Here is a 19683-nt window from a genome sequence, read left to right on the forward strand (position 1 = left end):
GGGCCCGCTCAGGCGGCCGCCTCAGTCGCTGCCAGCTTCGGTCGCCACCCGGCCGCCCACCGGGATGTCCAGGAGGTCGGCCACGCTGGTGAGGGTCGTCCCGAGGGGGAGCGCGACCCGGGTGACGGCGTGCTGGTCGCCCCGGGTCGGGTCCCGGTTCACGATCAGGACGCGCTTCCCGGCCTGGGCAGCCTGGCGTACGAACCGGAGCCCGGACATCACCGTCAGCGAGGAGCCCAGGACCAGCAGCGAGGTCGCCCCGCCGACCAGTTCGCGGCACTGCTCGACCCGCCGCGGCGGAACGGCCTCACCGAAGAACACCACGTCCGGCTTGAGGATGCCGCCGCACCCCGAGCAGGGAACCACGGAGAAGTCCCCGACCTGCTCGTCGTTGAGGTCGGCGTCACCGTCCGGGTTCAGTCCGGCGGCCACCGGCTCGAAGCCCGCATTGGCCTCCTCCAGCCGCCGGGCGAGTTCCCGGCGCGAGCTGAAGGCGCCGCACGACAGGCACACGACCCGGTCCAGGCTTCCGTGGAGTTCCACCACGCCGTCGCTGCCGGCGGCCTGGTGCAGGCCGTCGACGTTCTGGGTGATCACACCCGACAGCAGACCGTGCCGCCCGAACGCCGCCACGGCCCGGTGCCCGGCATTGGGCCGGGCTCGGCCGAACGTCCGCCAGCCGAGGTGACTGCGCGCCCAGTACCGCCGCCGGGCCTGAGCACTGGCGGTGAACTCCTGGTACGTCATCGGGGTATGCCGACTCAGGCTCCCGCCGTCACCCCGGTAGTCGGGGATGCCCGACTCCGTGGATATGCCCGCCCCGCTGAGCACCAGCACACCACCGGTCCTCAGCGCATCCGCGACCGGCTCCGGATCCGTGGTGCCGGGCCGCAGGTCCTCGGGAGGCGTCCAGCTCAGTGTGGGGCGCATGCGCATGACGCCAGCGTACGGAACCGGCCGCGGACTCACCCGTCGCCGGGACGGAGCAGGGCCAGGGCCCGGGCCGTGGCGCTGCCCGCCTCCGCCATCGCGGACGCCATCGCCTACGCGCTCTCCCAGCCGCCGGAGGTCGACGTCAACGAGATCGTCGTCCGCCCCGCGGCAAGCCCTCGATGACCCGGTGGGAAGTCAGTGGTCGTGTCGCGCGCCGTGCTCCAGCTGCTGTGGCGGGGCGGCGCGGGCGGTGTCGCCGAGGGGGTCGAGCGGTGGTTGCCCGCCGGGCCCCGTCGTGGTGAGGGGGATGCCGAGGCTCTGGCACATGCGGTGGGCGCGGGCCAGGGCGCTGAAGGTCATGGGGGAGGGGTCGTGCGTCGGCAGCTCGATCGTGACCTGCCGGGGGCGGTGTGCGTGGACGAGGGCCTCGATCTGGAGGGCGGCCGCGGCCCGGTTGGTGATGTCCAGCTCCCGGGGAAGCGTGACGTGCAGGGTGCCCTCGGTGATGTGGTGCGTGATGACCATGGTCTGCCTCCCGCTCGCCGGGATCCGGAGGGCACCGCCGAAGCGCGAGCGGTGCCGGTACCAGTGTGGGTCACACCCATGGCACCGGCGAGCCCGTCGGCGCGGGATCTGGGCACGCCGGAGGGTGCGGGCATCTTGACGGGGCCGTACCGTGCGCCTTCAATCAAGTAGTGAACAAAGGGGCCCGGACGGCCCGCTTCCGCGTTCATTCCGTGGTGGCAGGTTGTCATGCCCATGCCTTTGAATGCATGTCTCCCCACAGCCGAATCGATGTGATGACCGTGCACCCCACCCGGCGCCGGCGCGCGCACTTATGCGTCCTCGCCCTCGCACTCGTCTGCTGGGGCGGCCTGGCCGCCCCGGCCACCGGCGCCGCCGAGCCCGCCCCCAGACCTGCGGCGGGCGCGGCGGCCGTGACCTTCTCCGACGACTTCGACGGCCCGGCCGGAGCTGCCGTCGACCCCGGAAAATGGCAGATCGAGACCGGTGACAACGTCAACAACCACGAGCGGCAGTACTACACGGCGGGCAACCGCAATGCCGCCCTCGACGGGCAGGGCCACCTGGTCATCACCGCCCGCCGGGAGAACCCGGCCGACTACACCTGCTGGTACGGCCGCTGCGAGTACACGTCGGCCCGCCTGAACACCGCCGGCCGCTTCACGCAGACGTACGGACACGTCGAGGCGAGGCTCAAGGTGCCGCGGGGTCAGGGCATGTGGCCCGCCTTCTGGATGCTCGGCAACGACATCGGCCAGGTCGGCTGGCCGGACTCCGGCGAGATCGACGTGATGGAGAACGTCGGCTTCGAACCGTCGACCGTGCACGGCACCCTCCACGGGCCGGGCTACTCCGGCTCCGGCGGCATCGGGGCGGCGTACTCCCTCCCCGGCGGCCAGGCCTTCGCCGACGCCTTCCACACCTTCGCCGTCGACTGGGGTCCCGACTCCGTCAGCTGGTCCGTCGACGGCGTCGTCTACCAGCGGCGGACCCCCGCCGATCTGGGCGGGCGCAGCTGGGCCTTCAACAAGCCGTTCTTCCTGATCCTCAACCTCGCGGTCGGCGGCTACTGGCCGGGCGACCCCGACGGCAGCACGGTCTTCCCCCGGCAGCTGGTCGTCGACCACGTCCGCGTCACCTCGTACGACGGCGGTCCCGGCGGTCAGTCCGGCCAGATCAGCGGGCTCGCGGGCAAGTGCGTCGACGTGGCCGGGGCGAACCCGGCCAACGGCACCCCGGTCCAGCTCTACGACTGCAACGGCACCGGTGCCCAGCGGTGGACCCGCGCCTCCGACGGGACACTGCGGGCGCTCGGCAAATGCCTCGACGTCGCGAGCGGCGGCACTGCCGACGGGACCCCGGTCCAGCTCTACGAGTGCAACGGCACCGGCGCCCAGCGCTGGGCGGTGTCCGGGGCCCGGGACATCGTGAACCCGCAGGCGAACAAGTGCCTCGACGTCACCGGCGGCAACTCCGCCAACGGGACGCGGCTGCAACTGTGGACCTGCACCGGGGCCGCCCATCAGAAGTGGACGGTCCCGGCCGGCTGACCGGGCCCCGCCAGGACGTCAGACGGGCTGCAGCCGAGTGCGCAGGAGACAGAATTCGTTGCCCTCGGGGTCGGCCAGGACGTGCCAGCTCTCCTCTCCGGTCTGGCCGACGTCGACGGGCACGGCACCCAGTGCGAGCAGCCGGTCCAGCTCGGCGTCCTGGTCGCGGTCGGTGGCGTTGACGTCGATGTGCAGCGGGAGCTTCCCCACCCGGGGGTCGCGGCCCGCGTTGAAGACGAGGGCGGGCTGCGCTCCGCCGAATCCGGCGCCGGGCGGGCCGATCTGGATGCTGCCGTCGTCTTCTCGGCCCAGCTCGGCGTAACCGAGGACATCGCACCAGAATGCGGCCAGCCGGCCAGGGTCCTCTGCGTCGATGACGATCTCGCTGATTCGACATGTCATGCAGGAAGGATAGGTGCGCAGGCGGGGCGGTTCGGAGGACCGGACGAAACGTGCGCGGGGGCCCGGTGCCTTCCCCCGAAGCCGGGGCCGTGCCGTAGCAGGCCGGTGCAGCCATCGGCGAGGATGCCGGTCGTGACCGCCGACCAGGACCTCCTTCCCCTCCGATCGACCCACTCGCCGTCCGTGGTGTTCGGTGCGGGAGCGGCCATCGGCGTTCTCGGCGGCATGATCGGCTTGGGCGGCGCGGAGTTCCGGCTGCCGCTGCTGATCGGCCTCTTCGGGTTCGCCGCGCTCTCCGCCGTCATCCTGAACAAGGCGATGAGCCTGGTGGTGGTCCTGGTCGCACTGCCGGCCAGGATGGCAGCGGTCCCGGCCGCGGAGGTGGCCGGACGATGGCCGGTCGCCGTCAACCTGCTGGCCGGCAGCCTGCTGGGTGCCTGGGCCGGGGCCTCCTGGGCGGTACGCATGCGCTCGGCCACCCTCTACAAGGTGCTGGCCGCTCTGATGGTGCTCATGGCGGCGGCCCTGGTGGTCACGCACACCACGCCCCTGGGCACGCTCGACCTGCCCCTGTGGGCGCAGGTGCCTGCCGGCGTCGTGGCCGGGTTCGGCATCGGGGTCGTTGCGGCGATCATGGGCGTGGCCGGCGGTGAGCTGCTGATCCCCACGATCGTGCTGCTGTTCGGGGAGGACGTCAAAACCGCCGGAAGCCTCTCCCTGCTGGTATCGCTGCCGACCATGCTGGTCGCCTTCGCGCGCTACAGCCGCGACGGAAGCTTCGCGGTCCTCCGCTCGAACCTCCGCTTCGCCGCGGTCATGGCCGCAGGCTCGATCGCGGGCGCAGTGCTGGGCGGGCTGCTCCTCGGCGTCTTCCCGGATCTGGTCCTCATCCCCCTCCTGGCCGTGATCCTGCTCGTGGCCGCGGCCAAGCTCGCCCGGCACGACTGAGCGGGCAGTGGTCCCCGGTCCGGTCAGGGTCCGGGTGGTGACGAGCCGCAACCGGAGCCGGCATGGACGGGGGCGAGGCCGGCGATGAGATCGGCGGTCACGGGCGGCCGTCCCCGGGCCGGGCGGCTCCGCCGCCGGCTGCGGGGGCGTCACCGGCGGGGAGGGGGGACCGCGGTCCGTAGGGGGTGTCCGCCTCCGGCGCGTGCCGTGCACCTCCGGCCGACTGCCGCTCGTCGGCGAGCCGCCAGTGCGTGCGCATCCTGAGGGAGGGTTCACGCAACCACCGGCGGCGGCGGGGGGCGTGAACCGGGAAGCGCCTTTGGGCCGATGGGCCGAGCATGTTCCTCCGGTCGGATCAGCGCCGGGACGGGCAAGAACTTTCTGAAAAGTTCTGCAAGTTCTTGCAGGGCCTGGCTATGCTCCCGTTGTCGCTTGCGTTGGCCGTGGGGTGAAGGGGTGTCGTACATGGGGTTCTTGCGTGCTCAGAGGTGGCTGCGCGTCGTCGGCACGGCGGTTGCACCGGCCGTTCTGCTCTGCGCGGGAGGCTCACCGGCGCTCGCTGCGGAACTCCCGGACGTGCCGGACGTGCCGGTCCGCTTCGATGTCGGGGCGGTCACCCAGTGGGGAGACGGGGTGTTGGTCGTAGGAAGCGTCCCGGCGCTCGGCTCGTGGGATCCGGCGCGTGCGGTGCCGCTGGACGCCGCCGGCTATCCGACCTGGTCCGCCGGGACGTCCGTGGCCGTCGACACCCCGGTCGAGTACAAGTACGTCGTGAGGAAGTCCGACGGCACGCTGACCTGGGAAGCAGGCGCGAACCGCCTCTTCGTGGCGCGCTCGGGATCCTCGTTCACGGCGCACGACACCTTCCGGACGACCGCCGGTACGCCTGCCTCCGGCACGGCGCCGACGTGCATCGAGTGGTCCGAGAGCTGGCGCTACACGTCGGTCCGCAACGGCTGCGGCGCGGCGTACGGCCTGCGGGTGCTCTACCGCGACGGCACCGGGACGGACTGCCGGACCGTGCCCGGGTCGGCGTACGCGACGTTCCCCGGGCACGGTCCGCACGACAACCGCGTGGTGGCCCTCGTCCACTGCTGACGCCCCGGTCAGGCGCCCGGTCAGGCGCCCGGTCAGGCGCCCGGTCAGGCGCCCGGTCAGGCCCCGGCGCCGGGCGCGGCGCGGCGCGCCAGGGCGCTGAAGTCGCTCCAGGAGAGCTTCGGCGCCCGCTCGTCCCACACCTTCTGGGCCAGGGCCGCCAGCGGCATCCGGATGCCGTCGGCCACCTGCTGCGGGGTCTGTGCCTGGGAAAGATCGCACCAGACGGCCAGCCGGGCGCCCAAGATCTTGTCCTGGTGACGGGCCGGGACCGCCTCGTCGCCCCTCAGCACCAGCGGCGTCCACTGCTCGTAGATCCGGCGGCCGGTCGGATAGGTGAACTGGTTCGGCTCTCCCAGGACGTAGTACAGGTACTCGTCGTTGAGGTTGACGACCTCGCGCCCTTCGTCGAGGTACTCCTCCGGCGGCCGGGCGCCGATTTCCTTGCCGGTCCAGTACTCGGCCTGGATGTCCGGGGCGGCACGGGTCACCCCGCCGCGGTAGAAGCCGTCGTTCCACGCCTTGAGCTCCCGGCCGGACGGCCTCACGACGTCCGCCCGGTCGTTGAGCCAGCCGGTGGCCAGATCCTGGACCCGGGCCGCGGGATCGTCGTACCGCTCCCGGGCGGCACTGGCGAGCTGCGGGAAGGAACTCTCCGGATCGCGGCGTACCAGCGCCTGGTACTCGTCGCCGCCCAGGTGCCACGCGCCCGCCGGGAACAGCGCCATGTACTCCCGGAGCAGGTCGTCGATCAGGGCGCCGGAGGCCGGGTTCGCGATGTCCACCGCACCCGGCACCACCGTGCCGTTCACGTCGCGCAGCCGCAGCTCCGGGTGGGCCCGCAGCACCGCCCCCAGGTGGCCCGGCGAGTCGATCTCGGGGACCACGTCGATGTGCAGCGAAGCGGCCAGGGCGGTGATCCTGCGGACCTCCGCCTTGGTGAGGTGCGGGGTGGAGACGATCTCCGGGTGCGTCGTGGATTCGATGCGGAACGCCTGGTCGTCCGAGAAGTGCAGGCCCAGCTCGTTGAGCTTGAGGTCGGCCATCTCGCGCAGCCGGGCCTCGATCCACGCGGCGGTGAAGAACTTGCGCGCGATGTCGAGGTTGAGGCCGCGCTGCGGCTTGGCCGGCCGGTCCGCGACGACGCCCTCGGGCATCGTTCCCGCCGTGCGCACGGTCTGCTTGAGGGTGCGGGTTCCGTAGAAGACGCCCGCCTCGTCGGGCCCGGCGATCTCGACCTGCCCGCCGCGGACGGTGAGGGTGTACGACTCCGGCCCGTCGCCCCGGCCCTTGGCGAGGGCCAGCCGGACATCGCCCGGTCCGGGTGCGCCGGTGCCGCCGTAAGCGAGCTTCAGCTCGCGGGCCAGCAGCTTTCCCTCGTCGGCGAGCACGGGACTTCCTGCGTCGACCACCACCTGGGCCCCGGGCGCCGGGCGCCATCCCGGGCCGCGGGCCGGGGTGTGCCGGCGCACCGCGGGGACCGTGAGCGGGGCGGCGGACAAGGCGGCCGGGCCGGACGGCGTGGGCGCGGCGGCGTCGGGGGTGGTGGAGCCGGCGGCGGGCGTGGTGGAGCGGGCGCCCGGTGTGGCGGGGCTGCTTGCGGCGTGCGTAGGGGAGCGCGCTGCGGACCGGGCCGGATCCGCGCCGCTGCCGCAGCCGGAGGCGAGTACGGAGAACAGTACGACGGCCGCACTCGTCGTGACGGCCTGGTCCCTCGCCCGGCGCCTGGATATTCGCCGTTTTGGCCCCATGCTCCCAGCCTCCCGTCCCGTCACTACGCTCGCACGGGGCCCGGGACCGCGCGACCGGGCCGCTTCCCCGTGGAGGAGGGAGCGGCCCGGCGGTCAGCGCGCGCGTGCGTGCGTCAGCACTCGCGCAGGCCCGGTGCGGGGTCGACCGGCGTGTGGACGTCCACGGCCGGGACGTTGCCCCACTGGCCGTTGTCCAGCTGGGTCCAGTACCAGACGTTGTTGCCGCCGGAGTGGCTGTCGCCGCGCCCCCAGCACTGGAACCAGCTGAAGCCGGTGTTCAGCGGCCCCCGGACCGCGGAGCTGTAGGAGCGGTGCGCGTAGCCCTTGGCACCGGAGCGGTTGCCGCACCAGAGCCTGCCGTCGGAGCGGACTCCGCATTCGGCGGCGGCGGTCGTTCCGGTGGACGGGACCGCTGCGGCCGGCCCCGTGACGGCGGCGAGCCCTGCGGTCAGAACGGTGGCGAAGCCCAGGGCGATCGACTTGCGTGCGGACATGGTTCCTCCTTGGAAGCGGCCCTGATCGGGCCGGATGGTGGACGACCGGTCGGACGTGACCGGTGGTGTGGTGCGGACGAGGCGCAGCGGCTCCCGCTCAGGGGCAGGTGGGCACGCCGTCCAGCCAGGCGGGTCCCTTGATGTAGATGTTGGTGATCCACGCGCCGTACTCGGGCAGGTAGGACCAGGCGTCGTTGGTGTAGCCCTCCGCCGTCACGGTCTCCGCGTGCTTCTGGCACTGGATGCGCACCACGGTCGGGCCGGCGAACCTGTGCACCCGCGGGCTGCCCGTCGACGGCTCCGTGTGGGTCCACACGTCCGTGCCCCAGGTGCTGAACGTGCCCGGCTGCGTCGCCGCGCCGCCGATGCGGACCGCACCGGCGTAATCCCCGCCCAGGCGTACGTCACTGACCATGATGCGGGTGCCGGACTGGCGGGCCTCGACCATCTTGCCCGCCCCGAGGTACACGGCGATGTGGTGGACGGAGCCCCCCGACCCCCAGGCCAGCAGATCGCCGGGCAGCAGCGGAGCCGTACCCTGCGAGGCCGCGAACCGAGCCGTGACCCGCGGGGAGTTGAACTGGTGGTAGGCGTTGCCCGGCAGCGGGTCCCCGCCGACGGCCCGGGCGTACGCGTACCGCACCAGGCCCGAGCAGTCGAACCCGAGCCGCTCGGGGTCGTGCTCGCTGGCCGGGTCGCTCGGATCGACCTGGCCGTACGTCGGTCCCGGCTGCGGCCCGTGACCGCCGCCCCAGGTGTACCAGACGCCGACCTGCTCGCAGGCCGCCCGTACCGCGGCCTCCGCCGCGGCCGACGCACCGGGCGCCAGCACTCCGCACGCCCCCGAGTCCGCCGCTTCCGGCGCGGCGGCGAGCACCGCCGCGGTGAGCGGAGGCGAGACGGCCGCGGTCGCCGGGGACGCGAGAACGTTCCCCCACCCGGCCACCGCCACCGCCCCGATCGCGGCGGTCACCCGCCACCGGCGGCGGCCGCCCCCCGTTGCCGTTCTCCCCGGCCGCCGCAGCCTCTCCAGCACCTGGTACATCCCCGTTCCCCGCTCCCCGTGTCGGTCGACACCACCGGTCGTTCACCGGCTGGTCCGGCCCTTCGAGATTCGTCCGCGGCGCCCCGGGAAGTCGAGGGGACACGCGTCGCCCATCGCGACGGGAAACGGGAAACCCCCTGGGAAACCCCGCCCCGCAGCACTCTTGAAAGGCCGTCACCGCAGCTCGGCGGGGATGGGCGCAGGGGCGCGCCGCCCGCCGCGGTGCTTCACATCCTCACGACTGTGAAGCACACACCGGAGTCGTGGAGAACGCCCTCACGACCGGGGACCGCCCGCGGTACGGCACTGCGGCCGGTACGGCTGCCCGGGCAGCAGACGCTGCCACAGCACCGGCCCCACGTCGCCGACCAGCGCGCAGATCCCGGCGGTACGCCGGCCCGGCGCAAGCGACCACAGGCGGATCCTGCCGTCCGTACCGCTGCTCACCACCCGCCCCCCGACCGGCTCGAAGACCACCCCCCACACGGCCCCGACGTGGCCGCTCAGCGCGGCGGTCGGCCGGTGCCGCACGGCGTCCCACAGACGGACCGTCCCGTCGATCCCGCCCGTCGCCAGCGTCCGGCCGTCCGGTCCGAACACCACCGCACGCACCGCCCCCGTATGACCCGTCAGGCTCGCGCCGGAACGCCCCGAAGCCACGTCCCACACCCGGACCGTGCCGTCATTGCCACTGCTGGCCAGGCGCTTCCCGTCCGGGCTGAACGACACGCTCCGTACCGCACCCACGTGCCCGTGCAGCACACTGCGCACGGAACGCGCCCGGACGTCCCACAGCCGGACCGTCAGATCGTCGCTGCCGGACGCCAGCAACCCCCCGTCCGGACTGAACACCACCCCGTTCACGAAGTCCTGGTGCGCCGTGAGCGAGGTGAGCAGGCTCCGCCGGCCGACGCTCCACAGCTTGACCGTCCGGTCCGCGCTCGCCGATGCCAGGGTCTGCCCGTCGGGCGAGAACGCCACCGAGAACACCGACCCGCCGTGGCCGACGAGGGTGGCGAGGAGCCTGCGCCGCGAGACGTCCCACAGCTTCACGGACCGGTCCGCGCTCGCCGATGCCAGGGTCCGTCCGTCGGGCGAGAACGCCACCGAGAACACCGAGCCCTGGTGCCCCGTCAGGGAGCCGGTGTGCCGGTGTTTGCCCGGGTCCCACAGCCGTACCGTACGGTCGGCGCCGGCCGACGCCAGCAGCCGCGCGCCGGGAGCGAACGCCGACTGCCACACCTCTGCGAACGGCCGCGTGACCAGTGAGCTGCGGCCCGGGTCCCACAGCACGGCCGACTGGTCGAAACTCCCCGTGGCCAGGACGTCGTCCGGCCCGACCGCCACGGAGAGCACGTAGTCGGTGTGACCCGCGAGGGTCTCGGTGACCCGGTGGCTCACCGTGTCCCACAGCTTCGCCGTCCCGTCCCCGCTGGTGCTCACGACCGCGGTGCCGTCCCGGGTGTAGGCGACGGAGTTGACGTCGTCGCTGTGCCCCCGGAGCACGACCGGATGCGCCCGAACGCCGCCGGGGGAGGCCTGCCAGATCCGGACCGTCCGGTCGGCGCCGCCCGACGCGACACTGCGCCCGTCGGGTGCGAACGCCACCCCCAGGACGCCGTCCCCGTGCCCTTCGAGGGTCGCCGAGAGCCGCGCGCCGGAGCCGGAGCCGGAGCCGGAGCCGGAGTCGGCGCCGACCCCGCGGCCGGCCTCCCAGAGCCTGACGGTCCGGTCCGCCGCACCCGAGACGACCGTACGGCCGTCCGGGGCGAACGCCACCCCGTGCACGGCGTCGGTGTGCCCCCGCAGCGTGGCCGTCAGCCGCCGGGCCGCCACCGCCCACAGCCGCACCGTCCCGTCCATGCCGCCCGACACCACGGACCGGCCGTCGGGGGAGAAGGCCACGGAACGCACCCCGCCGCTGTGCCCGTACAGCGTGCCCACCAGCTGGCGTTCCGGCAGGCGCCACAATCTGACCGTGCCGTCCGTGCTCGCCGACGCCAGCAGCCGGCCGCCGCGCCCGAACGCCACACCGAGCACCGGACCCCCGTGGCCGGTGAGCACCGCCACCGCCGACCGGTGCCCCGGCCCGTCCCACAGCCGTACGGTGGCGTCGCTGCTGGCCGTGGCGAGCAGCCGGCCGTCCGGGGCGAACGCCACGCCGTTCACCGCACCCGTGTGCCCGGACAGCCTGCCCGCGAAAGCCTGCGCCTGCGTGCTCAGCAGCGCACCGCGCGCCTCGGTCGTCGCAGCCGTCCGGTACGCCTGCACCGCGAGCAGCATCGACGCCTCGGGCTGCCCCGCCGCCATCGCGCCGGACCGCACGGCCAAGGCCTGCGACTGTGCCACGCGCCCCTCCTCGACCGCCCGCGAGCGCTGGTGGAACGCCACACCGCTCGCGCCCACCGCCACGGCCAGCAGGACGGCGAGCGTCACCAGCAGCCGCCGGCGCGTCCTGGCCTGCCGTACCGCACGCTGCCGCCTGCCGTGCTCCTCGGCACGGCTCGCCTCCAGGAACTCCGCCTCCCGCGGACCGAGCGGATCACGCCCGTCCTGCTGCTCCGCCCACTCCTCGGCCGCGGCCAGCCGGCTGCTCCGGTAGAGGAGTCCGGCGTCGCGGCCCTCGCGGACCCAGGCGGCCGCCGCGTCGGCGAGCTGCTGCCGCAGCAGGAGCCCCGCACGGTCGGTGTGGATCCACTCCCGCAGCCGCGGCCACGCCCGCAGCAGTGCCTCGTGGGTGATCTGCACCGCGGTTTCCCCGGCCGTGACCAGCCTGGCCCGTACGAAGGCATCGAGTGCGGCCGCCGCCCGCCGGGGGTCCGGAAGGCCGGCCGTCAGCTCGTCCGGTGCCGTCCTGCGCCGCGTCACCACGTCCCCGTCACCGAGGTGCACCAGCCGCAACAGCATGCGCCGGGCCGCGTCCTGACCGGCCCGGTCGAGTCCGGTGAAGACCTGCTCCGCGGTCCGGGCCACCGCACCGCGGAGGCCGCCGGTCGCCTCGTACGCGGCAACGGTGAGCGTACGGCCCGCCCGCGCGCCCCAGGTGACGAGCAGTGCGTGTGACAGCAGGGGCAGAGCCCCCGCGGAGGCCGCCACCGGACCCGCGGAGGCGAGGGAGGCGTGGCCGTCCGCAGTCCTGCCGTCTGCAGCCCCGCCGTCCGCGCCCCTGCCGTCCGCAGGCTCGCCCTCGGCGCCCGCGTCCCGCGCGAGCAGTTCCACCAGCCCTGGTTCCAGGACCAGTCCGGCGCGTTCGGCGGGCCGCGTCACCGCCGCGCGCAGCTCCTCCGGCGTCATGGGGGTGAGGACGAACAGCCCGTGGGTGAACACGGCGGCCAGCTCGGGGTACGCCAGGCAGCGGCCGCTGAAGTCCGCCCGCAGTCCGAGCACCACCAGCGCGGGCGCGTCCACGCCGCCGCCGGCGACCGCCGTGAGGGCGGCGAGGTAGGCGCGCCGCTCGGCTTCGTCCCGGCAGAGCGTGAAGAGCTCCTCGAACTGGTCGACCACCAGGACCAGCCGGCCGGCATCCCGCGCGGAACGCAGCGCGGACGCCAGCAGCTCCGGCTCGCCGACCAGCTCCTGAGGTGTCGGCAGCGACTGAAGACCGGTCACCTTCTCGACGACGCCCAGCAGTTCGGTCAGCGGCCAGGCGGTCGGCGCGCACACCGCCACCGGCCCGCTCCACGGACCGAGCGGCCCGGTGTCGCCGCGCCGCAGGGCCGCCGTCAGGCCCGCCCGCAGCAGGGACGACTTGCCCGCGCCGGAGGGTGCCACCACCGCCAGGGGACCCCTGCCCGCCCGTTCCGCGAGCCGCTCCAGCAGCGCGGAGGTGGCCCGCTCGCGCCCGAAGAACCATGCGGCGTCCCCGGAGCCGAAGGCGGCGAGGCCCCGGTACGGGCACGGGGGAGCCCCGGCCTCCGGCTGCCGCGGCTGGGGCAAGCCCCCGGCCAGCGCGGCGAGCGCACCGCCTGCCCGCAGGGCGTCGTCGCAGCGGCGGGCCAGGTCGGGCGTGGGCGGCTTGGTCCCGTTCTCGATCTTGCTGAGGTAGCCCTTGCTGTAGTGGACGAGTTGTGCGAGAGCGGACAGCGACAGACCGGCGGCCGTTCTCGAGCGCCGCAGCGCGGCCCCGAAATCCCCGGGAGAACCGCCGTCCTCCTCCGTACCCCCGGCCCTTCCGGCGTCGTCGGGCGACAGATCCCGTGCCCCGTCCATACGTGCCTCCGCGCGCAGATGCGGGGCCCTAGGCTAGCGATCCCCGCCCCCTCGGTGCACGGCTGCCGACCCGTTCGGCTGATTCTCGGGAGCGTTTGCGCCGCGGGTGGGGCTGTGCCTGCCAGGGACGCGAGGAGGCCGGGGGAGGGGGCGCGCGGCGCAAGGGCCCGGCCGGTGGCGGGCAGATGCCGCCACCGGCCGGGCTTTCCGCTCTGGCTGCTCGCCGTTCAGCAGCCGGAGGCGCTCTGCCGCTTCGCCGCGGTGCGCAGCGGCAGTGCGGCGAGGACCGCCGCGGCCGCGGCGCACAGCGTCACGATCGCCGCCCCTGCGGGCACGGAGTGCCCGAGGCAGCGCGCGAGAGCGTCGACGTGGGCCGCGTATCCCAGGACGTGCAGGACGACGACGGCGAGAGCTGCGCACGCGGCCGTCCGCCACACCGCCGCGGTGTCCCGGGCCGCCAGCAGCAGGCCCAGCCCCAGACACAGGACGCCGGTGAGGACGGCGAGCACGTGACCGGGCGCGGCGGCGGTCACTCCCGTCAGCGCCGCCGTGTCCGCAGGCAGTTGCAGCACGGCGGCGACCAGGAGCAGGGCGACGACGGGCAGGCGCAGGCCGTGCCGGAGTGCCGTCGCCGGCGACGATCCGGTACCCGGCTCCCGCGCCGGTCCGGCCGGGGCACGCGCCTCGAGGTCGTCGTCACACTCGAGCGGCTTTCCCGGCCCGCCGATCCCGAGGGGGCGCGGGCGTCCCGGTGGTTCGGGTGGCTCCGGCGGCCCCTCGTCCTGCGCGCCGTCCATCGCGGCGGGCTGCTCCTGTGCCTTCCCTGCGAGGATGCCGGCCAGTACGGCGATGTCCTCGATGGGCCGCTCGGCCGCGGCCGCCAGCAGTGCGATCTCGTCCTCGCCCATCTTCCGGGGGGACGTCCTGAGGAGCTCGATCAACTGCTCCACCTCGTGGACCGGCCGGTCCACGGCGGCGGTCCGCAGTGCCTGGTGCACGAGGTCGGGGTGCTGGTCGCCCTGGTTCAGCAGGGCCACGAGAGCGGTGACCTGCTCCAGTGGACGCTGTGTGGCCACGGTCCGCAGCAGGGTGTCGAGAGAGTCGGTACTCGTCTTGTCGCCGGCCGGGACGGGGGGTCGTCCGCGTCCGTCAGCCGGTATGTCCGCGGGCATGATGGTCTCGTTCATGAAATGCTCCGTTCGCCGACGCGGGTGTGTCGAGGGACGCGTCGGTCGCAGCGCGCTACAGATCGCGCACTTTTTGTTACGTTACGGTCCGCTTTCGGCCTACGCCATTCGTCGCAGGCGAACGGGCCAACCAGGCAGTGGGTGACCGCAACGCGGCATCGTGCCCTGATCGTCCACCGGGGCGGTTCGGGGACGACGGCCGCGGACCGCCCGTGCGCGCGGGCCAGCGGTACCAGGGCCGGCGCCCCGGCCACCGCCAGGACCGTCGCGGCCACGGTGACGGCCGTCGCGCCGCCCGAGGCACGCCGGCCGGGCCCGAGCCGCCTGGACCAGGTCGGGCGTAGTCCGGTGCCCGGGCGAGGGGTCTGGTGCATCCGGGCAGCCGTGCCTGGACGGGCACGGTGCGGCCGAGGGGCTGAAGCGCGATGCCCCGTACGTGCTTTGCCGTAGTCCGTCCCGCCCGGTCGTGCGTGCCCGCCTCGTGCCGATGGGCGAGACGGCCGAGGCACCGGGCCCGGCGGCGGGCGCGGCCGGGCGTCGGGGCAATCGGCTGCCATCGCGCTCAGCAGCGCTTTCTGCCCCCGGGTCGTCGGAGCCGTTCCGCGCGTGCGCCGGACCCCGGTGGGCGGGGACAGCGGCGCACGGCCGGGCGGGGGCGCACGTACGGACGCCGGATCTCCCGCCTACGGCGACGCGGGCGGGGGGACGCCAGTACGCTCCCTGCGGGCTCCGGTTGGCCGGATTTCGCCGCCGTTGGGGGGTTGGTGAAGCCCTTGGGGCGCCTGCGCACGTACGAAGAAGAGGGGGAGATTCCTTTGATCGTTCGATCAACCCTGCGTCGCGAGGACCGGACCTCGCGCCGCGCGCCGTGGCGCCGGTGGGCCGCGGCGGTGGCGGCGGGTGCCGTCGTCGTCGCCGGCGGGACCGCATCCGCCGACGCGCGTCCGGGCGCCGAGCCGGGCACCGTCGCTCTGGGCAGCGGCAACCTCCGTCTGCCGGCAGCCGACGCGTCCTGCTTCAAGAAGTCGTACCCGAACTGCGTGAGCCCGGACCCGAAGGTGGCGTTCCAGCTCGTCAGCCGGGGCGACACCAGCAGGTGCACCTTCGCGCTGAAGACCACCTGGGGCGACGGCACCACCAGCACCCGCGAGTTCAGCGGCGGCCCTGACGGAACCGTCCTGGCGCCGGTGGACCACACGTACAAGAAGCCGAACCCCTTCGTCGCACCGAAGACCTACGGCATCACCTGGTCGGTCACCGTCCCGACGGGCACCTGCTACCCCAGCTCGGACACCCTCGGCTTCCGCCGTACCTGCAGCACCAAGTCGCTGAGCGGGGCGGCCTGGGCGAGGCAGTTCCCCTCCAGCAGGCGGCTGGAGGACCTGGCACCGGGCTTCCGCGAGAAGGTCACCTCGTTCGTCCTGGCCATGCGCGCCGGCGGGATCTCCGTCAATCCGGTCACGACGTACCGGCCGGCGGAGCGGGCGTACATGATGCACTACTCCTGGCTGATCGCGAAGAAGAAGGTGTCCGCCGACAAGGTGCCGGCCTTCAAACCCGCGAGGGGCCAGTCCCAGGTCGGTATCTGCTGGCAGCACACGAAGGCGAACGGCGCCTTCGACTCCGCCGCCTCGGTGGCCGCCGCGCAGCGCCTCGTCGACGCTCTGGGCATCGACCCGGGCAACAAGGTGGCACCGTCGCTGAACACGCTGCACACGCCGAGGCTGGCGATCGACATGAGCACCACCTGGTCGGCGCGCAGCATCGTGGTCACCAACCGCTCCGGAACCCGGGTGACCATCGCCACCACCCCGCGCAACGGCCTGAACACCAAGCTCATCGCGGTGGGCCGCACCTACGGCGTGATCCACTTCTCGCCGGCATCCGCTGACAAGAACCACTGGTCGTCCACCGGACACTGACCCGCCCGCCCAGGCCGGGCGGCCTCTGCCGTCCGGCCTGGGCAGTCCCTTGCAACTCGGGCGCGGCGAACACGAAGAACGCCCCTGCCTTCGCCGGATCCCGGTGGTCTGCACCGACGGAGGCGGACCGCCCCGGGACGTTGTAGCCGATCGAGTCCTTCCCCAGTCCCAGATCGTTGGACAGCTGCCAGGCGGCGGCGTAGCAGCCGAGGTGGGGCACGTAGTCCTCTTCCGGGCCGAAGGCGAGGCGACGGACGTCGGAGTGCAGCCCGTCCGCGCCGATGACGAGGTCGCTCGCGCGGGGCTCCGCGTTGGAAGTCGCCCCGCACGCCGGAAGCGGTCCCGGTCAGGCCGGCGATCGAGTCGCCGAAGACGTACTCGGTGTAGGGGAGGGTGAGTTCGTGCAGCACTCGGACCAGGTCTCCGCGGAGCACTTCCGTCTCACCGCCGGCGAACTCGGCCGGCAGACGGAGCAGTGTCCCGCCGCGCTTGTCGACGAAGCACGGCGGGCTGCCGCCGGTCTGGATACGCGGCGCCGAGCGGATGGACGCGGCCGTGCTGCTGGTGAGCCACGTACGCGGTATCACCCAACAAGCCCGCGCAGCGGCCCCGCAGGCGATCCCGAAGCACAGCTCGGCACCGCGCTTGCCGATCTGATGCAGGCACAGGCGAGCGGTTCCCCGCACTCACGGGGCCCCGCATCAGCCGCCCGGGACGAGCGGGATCAGGCATGGGAGTTCGGCCTGCACGCATCCTGGCCGGCTTGGCCGCACTCATCGACGAGCGCGCACGCTGACCAGAGCGCGGGGTGCCCCGCCGGGAGCGGTGTTCCCCGAAGTACCGCTCCCGCCGGGTCAGGAGGCGCCGGTCAGTGGAGGCCGCCGGTGTAGACCTGCCAGCCCGTGGCGATCTTGGTGCGGGCGGTGAACGTGCCCTTGCCGGTGCCGTGCCACCGCCACATGTTCCCGCTGGTGTCGCGGGCGATGAGGTCGGCGCGGCCGTCGCCGGTGAAGTCGCCGACACCGACGAGGGTGTTGTAGGAGGCGCTGAAGTCGGTGGCAAGAAGCGTTTTGGCGGTGAACCTGCCGGTGCCGGTGCCGGTGATGCGCCACAGCTCGTTCCCGCTGTCGTGCAGGAGCAGGTCGCCGATGCCGTCGCCGTTGAGGTCGCCGGCGCCGACGATCTTCTTGTAGTTCTTGAAGGCCGTGCTGAGCTCGATGCGCGCGCTCAGGATCCCGGTGCTGGTGGTCGTGTAGAGGTACAGGCCGCCGGTCCTGGGCTCGCGGGCGATCAGGTCGGGGCGGCCGTCCTTGTTCACGTCGCCGGGGCTGGTGAGGACGTCGTAGACGTTCCAGCCCTTGCCCAGGACCTTGTACGGGCTCGTGGGCTTCAGCGCTGTCCCGCAGGCGGGGGTGTAGCGGCGCATCTCGCCGGTGGCCAGGCGCACCAGGGTGTCGTTGCAGCGGTCGCCGTTCATGTCGCCCATCGGCACCGGGCGGAAGCCGGCCGGCCAGCCCGTACTGGCGGCCGAGCCGCTGAAGTTGCCGATCGCCGTGCTGCCGAAGGCGGTGCGCAGGGTGGTGCCGGTCACGGCCATGATGTCGCCCGTGCCGTCGGGGGTGCCGGCGCGGGAGCCGAAGTCCCGGCGTACGGCCGCGCCTCCCGTCACCGCCACTTTGCCCGTGGCCAGTTCGACCTCGGCGGGGGCGCCGACCGCGGTGGCTTCGAGCGTCCACCTGAGCGGGCCGTTCGGGGCGAGGGCGCTCGGGTCCTTGTCGCTGCGGCCGTTCCACTTCGGTGTGATCGTGGTCGTGGACCGGCCGGTGAAGGTCTTGAAGACGCGCCCGGCCGGGTCGCTCAGGGTCAGCCGCCAGGAGCCCGCCTGCCGGTTCAGCTGCCAGGCCGGTGCCCAGACCACGCTCGTGCCGGTGGTGTCGGCCAGCGCGGCCGCCTTGGGCACGGTGGACGAGGTGACGGCGAGCGGCTGGAGGAAGGCGGTCCGGGCGGACAGCGGGCCCTCGCCGTTCCTCGCGTTCCACAGCACCGCCGCCGACCGGGCGGGTCCGGCCGCGATCTGTCCCGGGCCCTGTCCCGGATACAGGGCCGGGCCCTGGGCCCAGTCGTGCGGGATCCAGGCCGGCGCGGACCAGGCGTTGTCGTCGGGGGTGCGGGCAGCCGTGGCCAGCGCCTCCCAGGTCCGCCCCTGCCCGGACCTCTGGGCCGTCCACAGCACGCGGACCGTGCCGTCGGGGCCGATGGACACGTCGTGCTCGCGGCGCACCTTGTCGGTGCTGATCTGCTGCCGGTTCCAGGTGCCGCCCGCGGCCAGGGTTGCGGAGACGAGGTCCTCGCCGGTGTCGTCCCCGCGGTCGCGCCACTCCCACCAGACCAGCGTCAGATCACCGTCCGGGGCGATGAGCGGCTCCGGTGCCGGGATCGTCGTCTCGTTGCGGACGATCGGCACGGGCGCCGGCGTGCTCCAGCCCGCCGTGCCGGCCTTCCGTACGGACGCGAACAGCTGCTCGGTGCCCTCGTCCGCCACGTCCGTCACGGGCCAGGTCAGCGCCAGCGAGCCGTCCGGGCCCGCACCGATGTTCGGTGCCTCGACGCCGTTCGTCGGCGCGGCCACCGGGACGGGCGCGCCCCAGGCGGGGTCGAGCCCCGCCCGGGTGACGGTCTTGACCCCGGCCAGGCCGTGCGGGGTGCTGTGGCGGTAAGCGATCACCGCGGTGCCCTGGGTGTCCACGGCCACGTCCGCCCCGTCCACGGCCTCGCCCTCGGCGGTGGCCGCGGCCACCGGCACCGGCTCGGACCAGTTGCCGTCGGAGCCGCGGGTGGTGGCGTAGACGGCCGAGTCGTCGGAGCCCAGGGGGCGCGCGGTCCAGACGGCGGTCGCCGTTCCCTGCGGTCCGGCGGCTACCTGGGCGTTTTCGACGAGGGCCGCGTCATCGATGCCGAGGAGTTCCTTCGGCTGCGACCAGAGGCCCGTCCGGAGGGCGGCGGTCATCAGGCGGGTCGCCGGGGCCGGTCCTCCCGGCGCGGCCTCGGCGGACTCCGCCCACAGGGCGGTGGTCACGCCGTCCGCACCGGCGACCAGGCGCACCGTGATGCGCGGGCTCGTGTCCGTGCCCAGCTGGTGGGGCCGGCCCCACTGGTCGCTGTCGGCCGGGCGTACGGCCGCCTGCACGGTGGCGTACTCGCGCCACAGGGCGACCGCCGAACCGTCGGGGAGCTCGACCAGCTCCGTGTCGTGGGCCGTGTGCTCGTCGCCTCCCACACTCACGAGCTCGTTCCAGGGCGGCAGCGGCGCGGCATGAGCCGTCCCGGCGGTGAGCAGGGGGGCGACGGCGCCCCCGGAAACGATCAGCGCGACGGCCGACACGGCAGCGGCCAGTCGGCCTTGCTTGCGGGCATGTACGCCCATGTGGCGGTTCCCTTTCCCCCGTTGGATCTTGTTGATCAACACGTTGGACCCACAAGAACCGCGCACGGTTGTACGGCGACAAGATTTTCATTCGCGTGGTGGCGAGCGAGGCGGCCGTATACGCACGATCGCCCGGCCGGTAGGTCCCGGCCGGGCGATTTCGTGCGTCTGCTGTCCGCTGGTGGCTTAGTACCAGTG

General features: G+C 73.7%; 15 protein-coding genes and 1 pseudogene. 6 read left to right on the forward strand and 10 right to left on the reverse strand.

The window, feature by feature from the left end:
* Nucleotides 1-21: 21 nt before the first annotated feature.
* Complete coding sequence (locus ACZ7H1_RS27655; RefSeq protein ID WP_470790491.1) at nucleotides 22-936, reverse strand: NAD-dependent protein deacetylase; 915 nt, start codon at nucleotides 934-936, stop codon at nucleotides 22-24.
* Nucleotides 937-999: 63 nt separating this feature from the next.
* Between ACZ7H1_RS27655 and ACZ7H1_RS27660 the strand changes: the two are divergent.
* Nucleotides 1000-1116: pseudogene (locus ACZ7H1_RS27660) on the forward strand (oxidoreductase); the annotation flags it as partial.
* A 12-nt stretch (nucleotides 1117-1128) separates the two neighbouring features.
* On the opposite strand, the gene ACZ7H1_RS27665 reads toward ACZ7H1_RS27660, so the two are convergent.
* Nucleotides 1129-1458 carry a hypothetical protein gene (locus ACZ7H1_RS27665; protein WP_470790492.1) on the reverse strand — a complete coding sequence of 110 codons (330 nt, stop codon included), beginning with the start codon at nucleotides 1456-1458 and terminating at the stop codon, nucleotides 1129-1131.
* Between the two features lie 275 nt (nucleotides 1459-1733).
* On the opposite strand from ACZ7H1_RS27665, the gene ACZ7H1_RS27670 reads away from it, so the two are divergent.
* On the forward strand, nucleotides 1734-3008 hold the full coding sequence (locus ACZ7H1_RS27670; RefSeq protein WP_470790493.1) for a lectin: 1275 nt from the start codon (nucleotides 1734-1736) through the stop codon (nucleotides 3006-3008).
* 18 nt (nucleotides 3009-3026) lie between these two features.
* On the opposite strand, the gene ACZ7H1_RS27675 is transcribed toward ACZ7H1_RS27670, so the two are convergent.
* Nucleotides 3027-3410 carry a VOC family protein gene (locus ACZ7H1_RS27675; RefSeq protein ID WP_470790494.1) on the reverse strand — a complete coding sequence of 128 codons (384 nt, stop codon included), beginning with the start codon at nucleotides 3408-3410 and terminating at the stop codon, nucleotides 3027-3029.
* Between the two features lie 132 nt (nucleotides 3411-3542).
* On the opposite strand from ACZ7H1_RS27675, the gene ACZ7H1_RS27680 reads away from it, so the two are divergent.
* Entirely contained in the window at nucleotides 3543-4358 is an 816-nt protein-coding gene (locus ACZ7H1_RS27680) for a sulfite exporter TauE/SafE family protein (protein ID WP_470790495.1), read from the forward strand.
* Between the two features lie 97 nt (nucleotides 4359-4455).
* On the opposite strand, the gene ACZ7H1_RS27685 is transcribed toward ACZ7H1_RS27680, so the two are convergent.
* Entirely contained in the window at nucleotides 4456-4617 is a 162-nt protein-coding gene (locus tag ACZ7H1_RS27685) for a hypothetical protein (RefSeq protein WP_470790496.1), read from the reverse strand.
* Between the two features lie 206 nt (nucleotides 4618-4823).
* Between ACZ7H1_RS27685 and ACZ7H1_RS27690 the strand changes: the two genes are divergently transcribed.
* Nucleotides 4824-5456, forward strand: a complete 633-nt coding sequence (locus ACZ7H1_RS27690; protein ID WP_470790497.1) for a carbohydrate-binding module family 20 domain-containing protein — start codon at nucleotides 4824-4826, stop codon at nucleotides 5454-5456.
* Nucleotides 5457-5512: 56 nt separating this feature from the next.
* On the opposite strand, the gene ACZ7H1_RS27695 is transcribed toward ACZ7H1_RS27690, so the two are convergent.
* The 5 genes from ACZ7H1_RS27695 to ACZ7H1_RS27715 all read right to left on the reverse strand — a co-directional run bounded on the left by ACZ7H1_RS27695 (nucleotide 5513) and on the right by ACZ7H1_RS27715 (nucleotide 14139).
* Complete coding sequence (locus ACZ7H1_RS27695; protein ID WP_470790498.1) at nucleotides 5513-7204, reverse strand: beta-N-acetylhexosaminidase; 1692 nt, start codon at nucleotides 7202-7204, stop codon at nucleotides 5513-5515.
* Nucleotides 7205-7317: 113 nt separating this feature from the next.
* The gene (locus tag ACZ7H1_RS27700; RefSeq protein ID WP_470790499.1) at nucleotides 7318-7698 is read right to left on the reverse strand and encodes a hypothetical protein; all 381 of its coding nucleotides are present in this window, start codon (nucleotides 7696-7698) and stop codon (nucleotides 7318-7320) included.
* A 97-nt stretch (nucleotides 7699-7795) separates the two neighbouring features.
* Nucleotides 7796-8671, reverse strand: coding sequence for a C40 family peptidase (locus ACZ7H1_RS27705; RefSeq protein ID WP_470790500.1), 876 nt, complete (start codon nucleotides 8669-8671; stop codon nucleotides 7796-7798).
* Between the two features lie 348 nt (nucleotides 8672-9019).
* Complete coding sequence (locus ACZ7H1_RS27710; protein WP_470790501.1) at nucleotides 9020-12952, reverse strand: nSTAND1 domain-containing NTPase; 3933 nt, start codon at nucleotides 12950-12952, stop codon at nucleotides 9020-9022.
* 227 nt (nucleotides 12953-13179) lie between these two features.
* Nucleotides 13180-14139, reverse strand: coding sequence for a hypothetical protein (locus ACZ7H1_RS27715; RefSeq protein WP_470790502.1), 960 nt, complete (start codon nucleotides 14137-14139; stop codon nucleotides 13180-13182).
* An 815-nt stretch (nucleotides 14140-14954) separates the two neighbouring features.
* Here ACZ7H1_RS27715 and ACZ7H1_RS27720 point away from each other — a divergent pair.
* Both ACZ7H1_RS27720 and ACZ7H1_RS27725 read left to right on the forward strand, forming a co-directional pair.
* Nucleotides 14955-16061, forward strand: a complete 1107-nt coding sequence (locus tag ACZ7H1_RS27720; RefSeq protein ID WP_470790503.1) for a hypothetical protein — start codon at nucleotides 14955-14957, stop codon at nucleotides 16059-16061.
* A gap of 489 nt (nucleotides 16062-16550) precedes the next feature.
* Nucleotides 16551-16718, forward strand: a complete 168-nt coding sequence (locus ACZ7H1_RS27725) for a hypothetical protein (protein ID WP_470790504.1) — start codon at nucleotides 16551-16553, stop codon at nucleotides 16716-16718.
* 211 nt (nucleotides 16719-16929) lie between these two features.
* On the opposite strand, the gene ACZ7H1_RS27730 is transcribed toward ACZ7H1_RS27725, so the two are convergent.
* Nucleotides 16930-19485 carry an FG-GAP repeat domain-containing protein gene (locus tag ACZ7H1_RS27730; RefSeq protein ID WP_470790505.1) on the reverse strand — a complete coding sequence of 852 codons (2556 nt, stop codon included), beginning with the start codon at nucleotides 19483-19485 and terminating at the stop codon, nucleotides 16930-16932.
* Nucleotides 19486-19683: the final 198 nt, after the last annotated feature.

The organism is Streptomyces sp. NPDC037401, from assembly GCF_055602345.1.

Coding starts and splice junctions, on each gene's coding strand:
- ACZ7H1_RS27655 (WP_470790491.1), bottom strand. CDS start 936: ATGCGCATGCGCCCCACACTGAGCTGGACGCCTCCCGAGGACCTGCGG.
- ACZ7H1_RS27665 (WP_470790492.1), bottom strand. CDS start 1,458: ATGGTCATCACGCACCACATCACCGAGGGCACCCTGCACGTCACGCTT.
- ACZ7H1_RS27670 (WP_470790493.1), top strand. CDS start 1,734: ATGACCGTGCACCCCACCCGGCGCCGGCGCGCGCACTTATGCGTCCTC.
- ACZ7H1_RS27675 (WP_470790494.1), bottom strand. CDS start 3,410: ATGACATGTCGAATCAGCGAGATCGTCATCGACGCAGAGGACCCTGGC.
- ACZ7H1_RS27685 (WP_470790496.1), bottom strand. CDS start 4,617: ATGCGCACGCACTGGCGGCTCGCCGACGAGCGGCAGTCGGCCGGAGGT.
- ACZ7H1_RS27690 (WP_470790497.1), top strand. CDS start 4,824: ATGGGGTTCTTGCGTGCTCAGAGGTGGCTGCGCGTCGTCGGCACGGCG.
- ACZ7H1_RS27695 (WP_470790498.1), bottom strand. CDS start 7,204: ATGGGGCCAAAACGGCGAATATCCAGGCGCCGGGCGAGGGACCAGGCC.
- ACZ7H1_RS27700 (WP_470790499.1), bottom strand. CDS start 7,698: ATGTCCGCACGCAAGTCGATCGCCCTGGGCTTCGCCACCGTTCTGACC.
- ACZ7H1_RS27710 (WP_470790501.1), bottom strand. CDS start 12,952: ATGGACGGGGCACGGGATCTGTCGCCCGACGACGCCGGAAGGGCCGGG.
- ACZ7H1_RS27715 (WP_470790502.1), bottom strand. CDS start 14,139: ATGAACGAGACCATCATGCCCGCGGACATACCGGCTGACGGACGCGGA.
- ACZ7H1_RS27730 (WP_470790505.1), bottom strand. CDS start 19,485: ATGGGCGTACATGCCCGCAAGCAAGGCCGACTGGCCGCTGCCGTGTCG.